A 14375-nucleotide genomic window follows, 5' to 3' on the forward strand; every position below is an offset into this window, starting at 1 on the left:
CTCCCCCTTTGGGGGAGGTGGCCCGGAGGGCCGGAGGGGGGTCAGGTGCTGGGCCGTCCCGTCGCCAGCGCCCCATACAGCTCCGGCCGACGATCGCGGAAGAACCCCCAGGCCGCGCGGTGGGTGCGCAGGAAGTCCAGGTCGAAGGTCCCGGTCACCAGGCCTTCGTCAGCGTGGCCCAGCTCGCTGATCAGGTCGCCACGATGGTCGGCCACGAAGGACGAGCCGTAGAAGGTCTGGCCGCCGTTCGGATAACCGTCCCACGGCTCGAAGCCGATGCGGTTTGCGCCGATCACCGGGATCACGTTCGACACCGCGTGGCCCTGCATCGCTCGCTGCCAGGGCAGGGTCGTGTTGAGGCTGGGATCATGCGGCTCGCTGCCGATGGCGGTCGGGTAGAACAGGGCCTCGGCGCCCATCAGCGCCATGGCGCGGGCGGCCTCGGGGTACCACTGGTCCCAGCAGATGCCGACGCCCAATCGGCCGAATCGCGTATCCCAGACCTTGAAGCCCGTGTCGCCCGGCCGGAAGTAGTACTTCTCCTGATAGCCGGGACCGTCGGGGATGTGGCTCTTGCGGTAGAGGCCCAGCATCGCGCCGTCGGCGTCGGCCATGACCAGGCTGTTGAAATAGTGCGGGCCTTCGCGCTCGAAGATCGAGATCGGGATGACCACGCCCAGCTCCCCGGCCAGGGGCGCGATGGCCTTGACCACCGGATGCTCGCGCCATGGATGGGCTTCGGCGAACCACTTCTCTTCCTGCGTGACGCAGAAATAGGGGCCCTGGAACAGCTCGGACGGCAGGATCACCTGGGCGCCGCCGGCCGCGGCCTCGCGGATGAAGGCTTCGGTCTTCTTGATGTTGGCCTGCAGGTCCATCCCATACGAGGTCTGGATGGCGGCGACGCTGAGCGTGCGGGTCATTCGCCGGGCTCCTGTTGGCTGATGCAGTGGAACGAGCCGCCGCCGGTCAGGATGGCGGTCGAGGGCAGGCCGATGACCTCGCGCTCGGGGAACAGGCCGCTGATCACCTCGACGGCGAAGGCGCCCGACTCCTCGGCGTAGATCGGCACGATCACCGCCTCGTTGGCGATCAGGAAGTTCATGTGCGAGGCCGGGACGATCTCGCCGTCCTCGTTCAGGATGCGGCCCGGCGAGGGGATGCGCACCACCTGCAGGGGCGAGCCGCGGCCGTCGGTCATAGCCGCCAGGGTGCGGGCGGTCTCGGCATAGACCTCAGCGTTGGGATCGTCCGCCCCGAAGGCCATCGGACAGGCCACCACGCCCGGCGCGACGAAGCGGGCCAGGTTGTCGATGTGGCCGTCGGTGTGGTCGTTCAGCAGGCCGTCGCCCAGCCACAGCACCTTTTTGACGCCCAGCGAGGCGGCCAGGGCGGCCGAGGCCTTGGCCTCGTCGAAGTCGCCGTTGCGGTTCTCGTTCAGCAGACACTGGCGGGTGGTCAGCACGCAGCCCATGCCGTCGTGGTCCAGCGAACCACCTTCGAGCACGAAGGCGTTGCGGGCCAGAGGCGCGCCGCTGGCGGCGGCGATCTGCTCGGCGACCAGGTCGTCGCCCTCCATCTCGTACTTGCCGCCCCAGCCGTTGAACAGGAAGCCGGCCGCCACCGGACCGTTGGCGGTGTCGACGAAGATCGGGCCGGTGTCGCGCAGCCAGATGTCGCCGAACTGCCCCCGGACGATCTCGACCTTGGTGTCGGCGAGGCGAGCACGGGCGGCGGCCTCAGCCTCGTCACCGACCACCATCAGACGGACGCGTTCGCCGCCGGGACCGGCCAGGGCGCGCGCCAAGGCGGCGACCTCGTCCTGGGCCTGGTCGAGATCTTCACGCCAGAGCTCGGCGTGGCTGGGGAAACCCACCCACATGGCGCGGTGCGGAGCCCATTCGGCGGGGACGGTCGGGGTCATAAGCAGAAACCTGGATCGAAACGGGAGGCGCAAATGGGCCGAGACGGCCCGCGGGTCAAGCCGCCCTTCTAGCAAACTGCTGCGACAAAAGAAAAAGGGCGGCCCGTTGCCGGACCGCCCCCTGTCTTCGGATCCCGTCGAGACGGGTCCTGGTCTGTCTTAGAAATTGACCCGCAGCGAGATCTGAGCCGTACGCGGAGCACCGATGTAGCCGTAAGGCTGGTTGGTGATGTTGTACTGGTTGGCGGCCTTGAGGATCGGGTTGGCGGTGACCTGGGTGCCCAGGCTGCCGTAGTATTCCTTATCGAAGACGTTCCAGACGTTCAGCTGGATGAAAGCGCCCTTGAGCACCGAGTCCAGCGTGTAGCGAGCGTCCAGGTCGAACACGGTGTAGCCGTCGACCGCCAGATCGTTCAGGTCGGTGGCGTAGCGCTTGCCGGTGTACTTGCCCTGGAAGCCGATCTGGAACGGACCGTCTTCGTAGTTGATCCGGCCGCCGAACATCACCTTCGGGGTTTCGACCAGCTGCTTGCCTTCGATGTGGGCGTAGATGCCCGGCTGGACCAGCAGCGCGTCTTGATACGGGGCGTCGGTGTAGGTCGCCGAGGCGGCCAGCGACAGCTCGTCGGTCAGGCGACCGCCGACTTGCCCTTCCAGGCCCTTGATGTCGACGGCGCCGACGTTGCGCTCACGATACGAGTCGGTGTCCGGGTCGTAGGTGGACACGACGCGGTTCTTGAACTCGGTCGTATAGGCGCTGGCCGTGGCGTAGTAGCCCGGCATGTTGAAGCGGTAGCCCACTTCGGCGGTCTTGGTGGATTCCGGAGCGGCGCTCAGCGAGCCGATCGAGCCGTCGGCCAGACGCTTGACGGTGTAGTAGCTGTCCGTCTTCAGGGCCGAGATCTGTTCCGAGTAGCTGGCGTAGAACGCGTTGTGCTCGTCCAGATCATACGACACGCCGACGTTCGGCAGCGTCTTCTTGATCTTCACGTCGTAGGCGAACGGCCGAATGTACTGCGTCGTGGAACCGGCAAACTGGACGTTGCCGTTGGCCAGCGTGGTGCTCGGGACCTGCGTGGTGCAAAGCACGGTGCTGGTGCCGTTCGAGGTGTAGCAATACTGGTTGAGTTCGCGGGTGAACTCCTTGTGCTGCACGCCGATGGTGACGTTCAGCTTGTCGTCGATGAACTTGCCACGATACTCGAACGCGACTTGGTTCAGCTCGGCGATCGAGAAGCGGTCGCGGAAGCGCAGCAGCGCGCCGTCGGCGCCGACGATGCGATCGCCGCCCCAGGTTTCCTTGCCGCCGAACCAGTTCTTCATGAAGCCGGTGTCTTGGTCGACATAGCCGGCTTCCGAGGTCTGACGGTGACGACCGCGGTCGAAGGTGTAGGCCAGACGCAGGGTGTTGGTGTCATTCAGGTGCCAGATCAGCGAGCTGTTGACGCCATAGCGACGGGTGTTGGTGTTCGAGGGCGACATGTAACGGACCGAGTCCATGCAGTCGCCGTCGCCGTTCAGATCAACGCCGCGGTTGGTGGCCGAGATCGTGCCCACCTTGCAGCTGGCGAAGGTGGTGGCCGTGCCGACCAGCTTGGCGTCATATTCGTTGATCGCCACCTGCTGGGTGCCGCCGTTCGCCATCGTGTACTGGAACGACGGGTCGAACGTGAAGATCAGGTTGTCGGTCAGGCTAAAGCGCGACTTCATGCGCAGGTTGCCGGTGTTCGACGGGTTGATGCGGCCGCCCCACCAGTTCGAACCGTTCGGGTCGGTGTCGCGCGTCCCGGCGACCTTGGTCGGCTTGATCCAGTCGTAGATGCCGGTCGTGGCCGTGGTGTTGTTGCGGTAGTCCCAGTCCCAGCCGTACTGAGCGGTTTCCGGGATGATCGAGCCATCCGAGGCGCCCAACTGGGCGAAGTTGTAGTTGAAATTGCGGTTGATGTTCCAGTTGGCCGACAGGCTGACATAGTCGCCCTTCGAGCCGATGTCCTGCCAAATGCGGGCGTTCAACTGGGTCTTCTCGAGGTCACCCTCGCCCTTGAACTTGTCGTACTTCTGGTAGGAGCCCGAAACCCAGGCCTTGGTGCCCCAGGGGCCGAACGCGCCGCTGTTGAGCAGGCCGAAAATCCGGCCGTAGTCGAAGCTGCCGTACGAGGCGACCACCGAGCCGCCGAACTCTTCGGTGGGCTTTAGAGTCGTGTAGTTGATGACGCCGCCGGTGGCCGAGATCGTCGGAGTGTCGATGTCGGTCTGGCCGGTTGTGACGCTGGCCTTCTCGATCAATTCCGGATCCAGCTGCTGGTTCGAATACAGCGCGTAGTTGCCGGTGTCGTTGGTCGGGATGCCATCGAAGGTCAGCGAGATACGGGCGCCGTCGAAGCCGCGCAGACGGATGTTGCCGCCGCTGGTGCCGTAAGGGTCGTTGTTGGTGAACGACAGGCCGGGGACCAGGTTCAGCGATTGCAGGATCGTCTGGCCAGGAGCCTGGTGGCTAATGAATTCCTGGTCGATGGTCGAACGCGACTTCGGCGCGGTCTCGGCGACCACGGCGCCGGCGATCGACTTGGCGCCGGTGGCGGTCACGACGACCCTGTCGACTTCAGTCGTACCCGACGACTGAGCCATGGCGGCGGTGGCGCTGATCAGGCAGCCGACCAACGCGGTGGACGCCAGACAGGCGAGCTTTTTCGTCATCATTTTGATCTATCCCCTCATTAGGTCACGACGCGGCGCATAAAGCCCGCCGGACCATGTCATTAAGAGGCTCTTTACCGACGATTTTAGAAGGTTTGGTGACGGAAAGGCCACGATGGCGGATAAAGCCGCCGCGAGCGCCCCGCTTGCAACACATTTAGTCAGTGCGCTCTTACTTATGCGGGAGAAATCAGCGTGGCTCTTGACGAAACGACGCGGTCCGACCAGGCGCGCGCCTGGCGATTGACCCTCGTCTTCGTGGGGGTGCTGACGATTCTGCGCATGGCGGCGATCTTCACGACCCCCCTGGAGTTGTACCCGGACGAAGCACAGTACTGGCTGTGGTCGCGCCACCTGGATTTCGGCTATTTCTCCAAGCCGCCGATGATCGCCTGGCTGATCTGGGTCACCACCCGAATCGGCGGCGACGCCGAGCCGTGGCTGCGGGCCGGTTCGCCCGTGCTCAACGCCTTGACGGCCCTGGTCATCGGCCGCATCGCCCAGCGCCTCTATGGCGGTCAGCCGAACGGCAAGTGGATCGGAATGGTCGCCGCGGCGGTCTTCAGCCTGATGCCGGGCATTCAGTTGTCGTCGGTGCTGATCACCACCGACACGCCGCTCCTGTTCTTCCTGGCCTTGATGCTGTGGGCCTGTGTCGCCCTCCCGGACGCTCCACCCCGCCTGCGGCCCTGGCTCGCCGCCGGCATGGGGGCGGCGCTGGGCCTGGCGCTTCTGAGCAAATACGCGGCGATCTACGCCCTGGTCGGCCTAGCCGCGCACCTGTTCCTGTCGCGCCAGGCCCGTCGCGCCTGGACGCCGGTCATGGCGGCCGCCTTCCTCGCGGCCCTGTCGGCGGTCTTCGCGCCGAACCTGATCTGGAACTACCAGCATCACTTCTCGACGCTTGAGCATACGGTGGCCAACGCCAACTGGAAGACCGGCCGGCTGCTCAACCCCCTGGAACTGTTCCGTTTCGTCGGCTCGCAGTTCGGGGTGTTCGGACCCGCGCCGTTCGCCGTGCTGAGCGGCGGCGCCCTGCTGCTGACGCTTCGCAAGCGGCTGGCCCAGGCTGACATCATGCTGCTGTGCTTCACCGTCCCGCCGCTGGTCGCCGTGGCGGCCCAGGCCTTCGTGTCGCGCGCCAACGCCAACTGGGCGGCGGCGGCCTATGTCGCCGGCTCGGTGCTGGTCGCCGCCTGGCTGCTGCGCTGGAACGCGCGCCGCTGGCTGATCGGCGGCCTGGCCGTGCAGGCGGTGATGGCGGCGCTGTTCCTGGCCTGGGTGATCGATCCTCGCACCGCCGAGGCCATGGGCATGGCCAACGCCTTCAAGCGAACCCGCGGGTGGGATCAGACGGTGCAGGCGATCATCGAGCGGGCGCGCGAGGAACAGGCCCTGCGGGGCGGCCTGACCGCCGTCGCCGTCGACGACCGCTTTCTCTACAACGTCGCCGCTTATTACGGCCGCGACTATTTCGGCACGCCGGCCGCCCCGCCGCTCCGGATGTGGCTGCATGAGATCGCCCCCCGCAACCAGGCCGAGGTCGAGGCGCCGCTGGACGCCGCCCTGGGCCGCCGCGCGCTGATCGCCAGCCTGGAGGGAATCTATCGCGGCAAGATCCAGCAGGACTTCAAGACGACCTCGGACCTGCAGATCGTCCGGGTGCGGCTGGACAAGAAGCGCTCGCGCCGGACGGACCTGTTCATCGCCCAGGGGTTCCAGCCCGTGCCGCGCGATCCGGTGACGGGTCTGCCGCCGACCCCCAAGCCGAGGCCTTAGCTGGATCCTCCCCCCGTGGGGGAGGCGGCCGAAGGCCGGTGAGGGGAGTTTTAGGAGGTTCGATCAGACCCAGGTCGCCGGCCGATCACTCCCCCCTCCGTCGGCTGCGCCGACACCTCCCCCAACGGGGGGAGGGTTTTAAACCCCGACTTCGAACGCCGCCTCGGTCTTGGCCTTGACCTCGTCCGCGGTCACCCCCGGCGCCAGCTCGATCAGCCGGACCGGCGTCTTGCCGCGGTTGATCTCGAATACGCCCAGCTCGGTGATCAGCAGATCCACCACGCCGGCCCCGGTCAGGGGCAGCGAGCAGCGGTGCAGCAGCTTGGGCGCGCCGGACTTTTCGCAGTGGTCCATGACCACCACCACCCGCTTGACGCCGGCCACAAGGTCCATGGCCCCGCCCATGCCCTTGACCATCTTGCCGGGCACCATCCAGTTGGCCAGGTCGCCGGTCTCGGACACCTGCATGCCGCCCAGGATCGACAGGGCGATGTGGCCGCCACGGATCATCGCGAAGCTGTCGGCAGACGAGAAGTACGAGCTGGAGTCCAGCTCGGTGATCGTCTGCTTGCCGGCGTTGATCAGGTCGGCGTCCTCTTCCCCCTCGTAGGGAAAGGGGCCCATGCCCAGCATGCCGTTCTCGCTCTGCAGCGTCACGGACATGCCCTGGGGAATATAGTTGGCCACCAGGGTCGGGATGCCGATGCCCAGGTTCACGTAGAAGCCGTCCCGCAGCTCCTTGGCCGCCCGTTCGGCCATCTGGTCGCGCGTCCAGGCCATTAGACGGTCTCCCCAATCTTTTCTTCACGAGGACGAGTGGTCACGCGTTCGATGCGCTTCTCGAACTTGGCGCCCTTGATCAGGCGGTCGACATAGATGCCGGGGGTGTGGATGTTGTCCTTGTCCAACGCCCCGATTTCCACGACCTGTTCGACCTCGACGACGGTGGCCTTACCGGCCGTGGCCATCATCGGATTGAAGTTGCGGGCGGTCTTTCGGTAGACGAGGTTGCCCTCGGCGTCGGCCTTCCAGGCCTTGACGATCGACAGGTCGGCGACGAGGCCGCGTTCCATCACGTATAGCTCGCCGTCGAAATCGCGCACTTCCTTGCCCTCGGCCACCAGGGTGCCGACCCCCGTGCGCGTGAAGAAGGCGGGGATGCCCGCCCCGCCGGCGCGGATGCGCTCGGCCAGGGTGCCTTGCGGATTGAACTCCAATTCCAGTTCGCCGCTGAGGTAGAGCTGTTCGAACAGCTTGTTCTCGCCCACATAGGACGAGATCATCTTCTTGATCTGGCGGTTCTCCAGCAGAATCCCCAGGCCGAAGCCGTCGACGCCGCAATTGTTGGAGACCACCGTGAGGTCCTTGACGCCCGTTTCGCGGATCGCCGCGATCAGGTTCTCGGGAATGCCGCACAGGCCGAAGCCTCCGGCCATGATGGTCATGCCATCGAATAAAAGACCCGCCAGCGCTTCGGCGGCTGTGGACTTGACCTTGTCGACCATGGTTCCTCCCGGAGCGACGTTCGACGACTGCTCTGAGCCGCCGTACGGAGAAATTCAACCCTTGATGAATAAAATTTCGATCTGCGGAGTTTCGGCGTGACGGATCAGGCTAACCCTGGGGAAGCTACCATCGGGCTCGCGGCGCCCGCCACCTCGGGCGTGCTGTTGACCCTGGCGCATCCGGCGCTTGAGCGCTCTCGCGCCAACCGCGCCCTGGCCAAGGCGGCCAAGGGCCTGGAAGGGGTCACCTTCCACGATCTCTACGAGACCTATCCGGACTTCGCGATCGACATCGAGGCCGAGCAGCAGAAGTTAACGGCGCACGACGTCATCGCCGTGCAGTTCCCGCTCTATTGGTACTCGACCCCGGCCCTGCTGAAGGAGTGGTTCGACCTGGTCTGGCTGCACGGCTTCGCCTACGGCCTGGACGGCAACGCCCTGGCCGGCAAGCGCCTGTTCGCCGCCTGCACCACCGGCGGGGCGGCCAAGGCCTATCACGCCCACGGCTACAACCGCTTCTCGATGGACGAATATCTTCGCCCCCTGGAGCAGACCGCCTATCTGTGCGGCATGGTCTGGGAGACGCCCTTCGTGGTGCACGGCGCGGCGACCAAGGACGACGAGGAGCTGAAGGCCGAGGCCCTGCGCTACCGCGCCCGCATCGCCTCGCTGCTGACCGCCCCCGCTGACGCCGAACTGGGGGCCTGAACCATGCCTTTCCTCGTGCAAACCCTGGTCTATCTGGCCGCCGCCGTCATCTCCGTGCCGATCGCCAAGCGCCTGGGCCTGGGCTCGGTGCTCGGCTACCTGATCGCCGGTGTGGTGATCGGGCCGTTCGCCCTGTCGCTGGTCGGCGAGCAGACCGACATCATGACCTTCGCCGAGTTCGGCGTGGTCATCCTGCTGTTCCTGATCGGGCTGGAGGTCCAGCCCTCGACCCTGTGGGACATGCGCAAGGCGATCTTCGGTTTCGGCGGAACCCAGGTCATCGGGACCTCGCTGGCCATCGCCGGCGTCGCGATGCTGCTGGGCCTGCCCTGGCAGACATCCCTGGCTGTCGGGATGGTGCTGGCCATGTCGTCCACCGCTATCGTGCTGCAGACCCTTGACGAGAAGGGCCTAAGGCAAGGGCCGGTCGGACGCGCCGCCTTCGGGATCCTGCTGCTGCAGGACCTGGCGGTGATCCCGATGTTCGCCCTGCTGCCGACCCTGGCGACCATCGCCCCGCCGGTCCACGCCGAAACCTCCGCCCATGGCGGCATGAACCTGGTCGCCCACCTGCCGCCCTGGGCCCAGGGCATCGCGGTGTTCGTCGCGGTCGGCGCCGTGGTCGGCGGCGGTCGCTACCTGGTGCGGCCGATCTTCCGCTTCATCGCCGAGGCCCGTCTGCGCGAGATCTTCACCGCCGCGGCCCTGCTGATCGTGGTCGGGGTGGCCAGCCTGATGCAGATGGTCGGGCTTTCCCCGGCGCTGGGCGCGTTTCTGGCCGGGGTGGTGCTGGCCGAAAGCGAGTTCCGCCGCGAGCTGGAAACCGACATCGAGCCGTTCCGCGGCCTGTTGCTGGGCTTGTTCTTCATCACCGTGGGGGCCGGCATCGACCTGAAGCTGGTGGCCGGCCAGCCCGTCACCCTGATCGGCCTGGTGCTGGGCTTGATGACGCTGAAGTTCGTGGTCGTGTTCGTCCTGGCCCGACTGTTCGGAGCCCCGGCCCGCGGCGCGGCGGCCGTCGCCACCGCCCTGGCCCAGGGCGGGGAGTTCGCCTTCGTGTTGCTCAGCTTCACGGTCGGGGCCGGCGTGATCGGCGCGAGCCTGGCGGCCCTGCTGACCGCCGCCGTCGCCGTCTCCATGGCTCTTACCCCGGTGGCGATGATCCTCTACGAGCGCATCGCCCAGGCCTTCGATGCGGCGATCCCCAAGGTGGTCCCCGACACCGGGGCCTTCGATGACAGCGAGCCGGACATCATCATCGCCGGCTTCGGACGGTTCGGCCAGATCACCGGCCGCCTGCTGACCGCCAACGGCTTCCGCTCCACGGTGCTGGACAGCGACATCGAGCAGATCGACCTGCTTCGCCGCTTCGGCCGCCGGGTTCACTACGGCGACGCCACGCGGATGGACCTGCTGCGGGCCGCCGGCATCGAGCGGGCCCGGATGCTGATCGTCGCCTTGGACGATCGCGAAAAGACCGTCGAGCTGGTCGAGACCGCCCGCAAGGCCTTCCCTGAGCTCGTGATCCTGGCCCGGGCCTGGGACCGCCGCCACGCCTACGACCTGCTGGCCAACGGGGCCGACGCGGTCGAGCGCGAGACCTTCGAGGCGGCCCTGGCCCTCGGGACCACCGCCCTGCAGAAGCTGGGCTACCGCGCCCACCGCGCTCACCGCGCCGGCGCGATCTTCCGCCGCCACGACCGTAAGTCGTTCGAGGATCTGCGTCCGGTCTGGGGTCAGGAGGAGGCCTATATCCTGGCCTCGCGCGACGCGGCCCAGACCATGGACAAGCTGCTCAACGCCGACTTGGCGCGCTTGCGGCCCGGCGATGCGACCGGCGCCTGGGACACCGCCAGCCTCGACGAGGAACTGCGGGAACGGGCCGAACGGGAAGCGGCCACGCGCGAGGCGGCCAAGTAGAGAAACCCTTCATCGAACACCCGTCGTTAAGCCGTGCTTGCTAGGCTGCGCCTCCATGAGCAACCGCCCTTCCTCCACGGGGGTCACCCCAGAACAGCTGGCGACCCTCAGCCACGAGTTCCGCACGCCGCTGAACGGCGTGCTGGGCATGGCCCGGTTGTTGGAAGGCACGCGGTTGACGGCCGAGCAAAAGGCCTATGTCGGCGCCCTGCGCGAGAGCGGCGACCACCTGCTGTCCCTGGTCAACGACGTGCTCGATTTCGCCCGGCTGGGCGCCACGACCATCGAGCTGCACACCGCTCCGGTCGATGTCGAGAACCTGCTGCGCCAGGTCGCCGAACTGCTGAGCCCCCGGGCTCATGAAAAGAACATCGAGATCGCCTGGGCCGCTGCGCCGGGCCTGCCGACCCTCCTGGCCGACGAGGGCCGGCTGCGGCAGGTGTTGCTGAACTACGCGGGCAACGCCATCAAGTTCACCCAGACCGGCGGGGTGCTGCTGAGCGCCGACCTGGCCGCCGGCTCTTTCGACGCCAAGGGGCGCATCCGCTTTTCCGTCCGCGACACCGGACCGGGCGTGGCGCCCGAGGCGCGGGCCGCGATCTTCGAAGCCTTCGTCCAGACCGACCCCTCGCACCAGGCCCAACTGGGCGGTGCGGGCCTAGGCCTGGCCATCGTCGCCCGCCTGGCCGGCGCCATGAACGGCGAGGCCGGGGTCGGCGGCGAGCTGGGCCAGGGCGCCGACTTCTGGTTCGACGCGCCGTTCGCCTTCGCGCCGTCACGTCCGGCGGACCAGCCGCTGAGCGGCCGCTGCGTGGCCGTCGCCTCGCCCAACGCCATGGTCCGCGAGGCCGCCGTCCGTCAGATTCGCGCCAGCGGCGGCCTGGCCCTGGCCGGCGAGACCGTCGCCGCGGCCCTGAGGAACGCGCCGGCCGACACGGTGCTGTTGCTGGACGCCGCCTCGATCGCAAAAGGGGCCGGACCGCGCGGCGCGCTGAAGCCCCCGGCCGACCATGCCTGCGTCGCCTTGCTGACCCCGGACCAGCGCGACCGCATCCCCAAGCTGAAGGCCGCCGGCCTGGGCTATCTGATCAAGCCGCTGCGCCGCGCCTCGCTGATCGCCCAGGTCCTGGCCGCCCAGCCCGTCGCCAAGGCGGCCAACGCCCAGATCAAGGCCGTCGCGGCCGCGCCGCCCGCGACCCCGAGCGTCCACGAGGACGACCGCATCGCTCCAGCCGCCGCCCCGGGCGTCCGCGTGCTTCTGGCCGAGGACAATCCGATCAACGCCTTGCTGGCCCGCGCCCTGCTGGAGCGCGAAGGCTGCAAGGTCGACCGCATCGCCAGCGGCGACGAGGCCGTCTCGGCCCTGTCGCGCGGCGCCTACGACCTGATCCTGATGGACCTGCGCATGCCGGGGCTGAACGGCGTCGAGGCGACCAAGGCCCTGCGCGAGCGCGGCGTGACCACCCCGATCATCGCCCTGACCGCCGACGCCTTCGACGAGGATCGCCGCGCCTGTCTGGCGGCGGGCATGAACGACTTCCTGACCAAGCCCCTGACCTCACAGGCCCTGCGCGCCGTGCTCACCCACTGGACCCAGCTCGGACAGAACGGGCTCGGCTGGACGAAAGCCACGACGCGCGCCAAGGTCGCCGGCTAAGGCGGGGCGCGGTTCCCGCACGGGGACCACCGCATGACCGACGACGTTAAAGCAGCGCCGGAGAAGAAGACCCTTCTCCAGACCCTGGCCTTTTTCGGCGAGCGCCGCAGCTTGGTGATGCTGGGCCTGGGGTTCGCCTCGGGCCTGCCCTTCATGCTGATCTTCGACACCCTGTCGCTGTGGCTGCGTGACGCGGGCCTGTCGCTGGCGGTTATCGGCTTCTTCAGCCTGGCGACCCTGAGCTTCTCGTTCAAGTTCCTCTGGGCCCCGCTGATCGACCGCACGAAGGTGCCCATCCTGCATGGGTTGGTCGGCCACCGGCGGGCCTGGATGCTGATCTGCCAGGCCGTGATCATCCTGGGCCTGATAGCCATTTCCGGCGTCAATCCGGCCACGAACCTGCCGCTGATGGCCGCCATCGCCGTGATCGTCGGCTTCGCCACCGCCACCCAGGACATCGTGATCGACGCCTGGCGGATCGAGGTGGTCGATGTCGAACGCCAGGGCCAGATGGCCGTGGCCGTGCAGTGGGGTTATCGCGGCGCCATGATCATGGCCGGCGCCGTGCCGCTGCTGCTGGCCGAGCGGTTCGGCTGGAACATCTCGTACCTCGCCATGGCCGGAGCCATGTTGATCGGGGTGGTCTCGACCCTGGCGGCGCCGCGCGAGGCCGCCCACGCCATCCGGCCGATTCACACCGACGGCGTCAACCAGCCCAAGGCGCTGGAAATCCTCGAGTGGCTGGCGCGGCTGGCCGTCCTGCTGGTCGGCGCCCTGCTGGTCGGTTCGGGTCTGTCGGGCGACGCCAGCCTGCTGTCCAAGCTGGTCGGCGGCGACACCCTGGCCGAGGCCTGGAAGGCCAAGCCCAACGGCGTCTGGCTGCAACTGGCCGGGGTCCTGGTCGGCCTGGCGGTCATCGCCGTCGCCGCCTGGCCGATCCCCAGGGTCAACACCAAGCCCGGCGTCTATCTGTCGACGGCCCTGTACGCGCCACTCAAGGATTTTCTGACCCGCTTCTCGGGCGTGGCCGGCCTGATCCTGGCGGCGATCTGCGTCTATCGGGTCTCGGACTTCGTGCTCAACATCATGAACCCGTTCTACCGCGACATGGGCTTCACCCTGACCGAGATCGCCGAGATCCGGAAGGTGTTCGGCATCATCGCCTCGATGGCCGGGGTGTTTCTGGGCGGCGTGGTCGTGGCCCGTCTTGGCCTGATGCGGGCGCTGATCATCGGCGCCTTCGCCCAGCCGATCAGCAACCTGATGTTCGCCCTGCTGGCCATGAGCGGCCACAGCACACCGATGCTATTTGCCTCGATCTGCATCGACAACATCGCCGGCGGCGTGGCCGGCACGGCCCTGATCGCCTACATGTCCAGCCTGACCACGGCGGGCTTCACGGCCACCCAATACGCCCTGTTCTCGTCGCTCTACGCCCTGCCCGGCAAGTTGATCGCCTCGCAGTCGGGACGGATCGTCGAGGCCTCGGCCGTGGCGGCGGAGGCCGGTGGTCCGATCGGCGCGCTGAAGAGCCTGTTCACCCGCCTGCCGCCCGAGAGCTTCACCGCGGCCGGCGCCAAGCTGGGGGTCAGCGCCCCGGCGATGGCGGCGGGCTACACGGCCTTCTTCATCTACACCGCCCTGATCGGCGTGGTGGCCATCGCGCTGTCGTTCATGGTCGCCGCGCGCCAGCCCAAGCACATGGCGGCCAAGGCGGCGGCCCAGGGCGAAGCGGAGCCCGCCTAGAGCTCGCTCTTCAGGCAGACCACCTGGGCCACGCGCAAGTCGCGGCGCAGGCCGTCGGCGACGCGGCCGTAGTTCTCGGTGGTGATCGCCTCGCCCAGGGCGAAGCTGGCTGGACGACGACGGCTGTGCTTGAGCAGGTCCTCGACCGTCTCCTGGGCGGTCGTGTAGATCCGCCCCCGGCGCGGCGACTCCGCCACCGTCACGCCGATCACCCGGCCGGCGCTGTCGAGGGCCGGCGCTCCGGACAGGCCCGACAGCGTGCCCTTCAAATTGTCGGTGCGGCCGACCTCTGCCCAGACCAGCACCGGCTCGACCCGCGCGCCGCGCCCTCGGACGACCAGGTTCTCACGGCCCAGCAGGCGCGAGGTGACCTCGCCGGGATGGCCCTGCGGAAAGCCCGGATGATAGGCCCGCTCGCCGCGCCGGGGCGGTTCGGCCA

General features: G+C 67.7%; 10 protein-coding genes and 1 pseudogene. 5 read left to right on the forward strand and 6 right to left on the reverse strand.

Translation table 11 applies throughout. The features are described from left to right. Positions 1 to 41: 41 nt before the first annotated feature. From aguB to WAL33_RS13070, 3 genes are all read right to left on the reverse strand, one after another. A complete protein-coding gene (gene aguB, locus WAL33_RS13060; RefSeq protein WP_422181983.1) occupies positions 42 to 923 on the reverse strand; it encodes an N-carbamoylputrescine amidase in 882 nt (293 codons plus the stop codon). Beyond that, the gene (locus WAL33_RS13065) at positions 920 to 1924 is read right to left on the reverse strand and encodes an agmatine deiminase family protein (RefSeq protein WP_422181984.1); all 1005 of its coding nucleotides are present in this window, start codon (positions 1922 to 1924) and stop codon (positions 920 to 922) included. Before WAL33_RS13065 ends, aguB begins: the two co-directional genes overlap by 4 nt. A gap of 159 nt (positions 1925 to 2083) precedes the next feature. Beyond that, positions 2084 to 4621, reverse strand: coding sequence for a TonB-dependent receptor domain-containing protein (locus WAL33_RS13070; protein WP_422181985.1), 2538 nt, complete (start codon positions 4619 to 4621; stop codon positions 2084 to 2086). Between the two features lie 195 nt (positions 4622 to 4816). On the opposite strand from WAL33_RS13070, the gene WAL33_RS13075 reads away from it, so the two are divergent. Further along, positions 4817 to 6400: an ArnT family glycosyltransferase gene (locus WAL33_RS13075; RefSeq protein WP_422181986.1), complete on the forward strand. Its 1584-nt coding sequence runs from the start codon at positions 4817 to 4819 to the stop codon at positions 6398 to 6400. 138 nt (positions 6401 to 6538) lie between these two features. On the opposite strand, the gene WAL33_RS13080 is transcribed toward WAL33_RS13075, so the two are convergent. Continuing rightward, on the reverse strand, positions 6539 to 7180 hold the full coding sequence (locus tag WAL33_RS13080; RefSeq protein WP_422181987.1) for a 3-oxoacid CoA-transferase subunit B: 642 nt from the start codon (positions 7178 to 7180) through the stop codon (positions 6539 to 6541). Further along, positions 7180 to 7905 (reverse strand): CoA transferase subunit A, encoded by a 726-nt coding sequence (locus WAL33_RS13085; protein ID WP_422181988.1) that lies wholly within the window; start codon positions 7903 to 7905, stop codon positions 7180 to 7182. Before WAL33_RS13085 ends, WAL33_RS13080 begins: the two co-directional genes overlap by 1 nt. Before the next feature lie 129 nt (positions 7906 to 8034). Between WAL33_RS13085 and WAL33_RS13090 the strand changes: the two genes are divergently transcribed. The 4 genes from WAL33_RS13090 to WAL33_RS13105 are packed head-to-tail and all read left to right on the forward strand — an operon-like array spanning position 8035 to position 13936. After that, a complete protein-coding gene (locus WAL33_RS13090; RefSeq protein WP_422181992.1) occupies positions 8035 to 8613 on the forward strand; it encodes an NAD(P)H-dependent oxidoreductase in 579 nt (192 codons plus the stop codon). Positions 8614 to 8616: 3 nt separating this feature from the next. Beyond that, complete coding sequence (locus WAL33_RS13095; protein ID WP_422181989.1) at positions 8617 to 10533, forward strand: monovalent cation:proton antiporter-2 (CPA2) family protein; 1917 nt, start codon at positions 8617 to 8619, stop codon at positions 10531 to 10533. Positions 10534 to 10588: 55 nt separating this feature from the next. Next, on the forward strand, positions 10589 to 12190 hold the full coding sequence (locus tag WAL33_RS13100; RefSeq protein WP_422181990.1) for a response regulator: 1602 nt from the start codon (positions 10589 to 10591) through the stop codon (positions 12188 to 12190). Positions 12191 to 12223: 33 nt separating this feature from the next. Further along, positions 12224 to 13936, forward strand: coding sequence for an AmpG family muropeptide MFS transporter (locus WAL33_RS13105; RefSeq protein ID WP_422181991.1), 1713 nt, complete (start codon positions 12224 to 12226; stop codon positions 13934 to 13936). On the opposite strand, the pseudogene WAL33_RS13110 reads toward WAL33_RS13105, so the two are convergent. Next, positions 13933 to 14375 (reverse strand): annotated as a pseudogene (locus WAL33_RS13110) (serine protease); the annotation flags it as partial. The gene WAL33_RS13105 and the pseudogene WAL33_RS13110 sit on opposite strands and share 4 nt — an antisense overlap.

Origin of the sequence: Caulobacter sp., assembly GCF_049283275.1 — a bacterium.
Taxonomy (GTDB): domain Bacteria; phylum Pseudomonadota; class Alphaproteobacteria; order Caulobacterales; family Caulobacteraceae; genus Caulobacter.

Excerpts from the sequence above, each read along its gene's own strand:
- aguB (WP_422181983.1), bottom strand. The coding sequence starts at position 923 with ATGACCCGCACGCTCAGCGTCGCCGCCATCCAGACCTCGTATGGGATG.
- WAL33_RS13065 (WP_422181984.1), bottom strand. The coding sequence starts at position 1,924 with ATGACCCCGACCGTCCCCGCCGAATGGGCTCCGCACCGCGCCATGTGG.
- WAL33_RS13070 (WP_422181985.1), bottom strand. The coding sequence starts at position 4,621 with ATGACGAAAAAGCTCGCCTGTCTGGCGTCCACCGCGTTGGTCGGCTGC.
- WAL33_RS13080 (WP_422181987.1), bottom strand. The coding sequence starts at position 7,180 with ATGGCCTGGACGCGCGACCAGATGGCCGAACGGGCGGCCAAGGAGCTG.
- WAL33_RS13085 (WP_422181988.1), bottom strand. The coding sequence starts at position 7,905 with ATGGTCGACAAGGTCAAGTCCACAGCCGCCGAAGCGCTGGCGGGTCTT.
- WAL33_RS13095 (WP_422181989.1), top strand. The coding sequence starts at position 8,617 with ATGCCTTTCCTCGTGCAAACCCTGGTCTATCTGGCCGCCGCCGTCATC.
- WAL33_RS13100 (WP_422181990.1), top strand. The coding sequence starts at position 10,589 with ATGAGCAACCGCCCTTCCTCCACGGGGGTCACCCCAGAACAGCTGGCG.
- WAL33_RS13105 (WP_422181991.1), top strand. The coding sequence starts at position 12,224 with ATGACCGACGACGTTAAAGCAGCGCCGGAGAAGAAGACCCTTCTCCAG.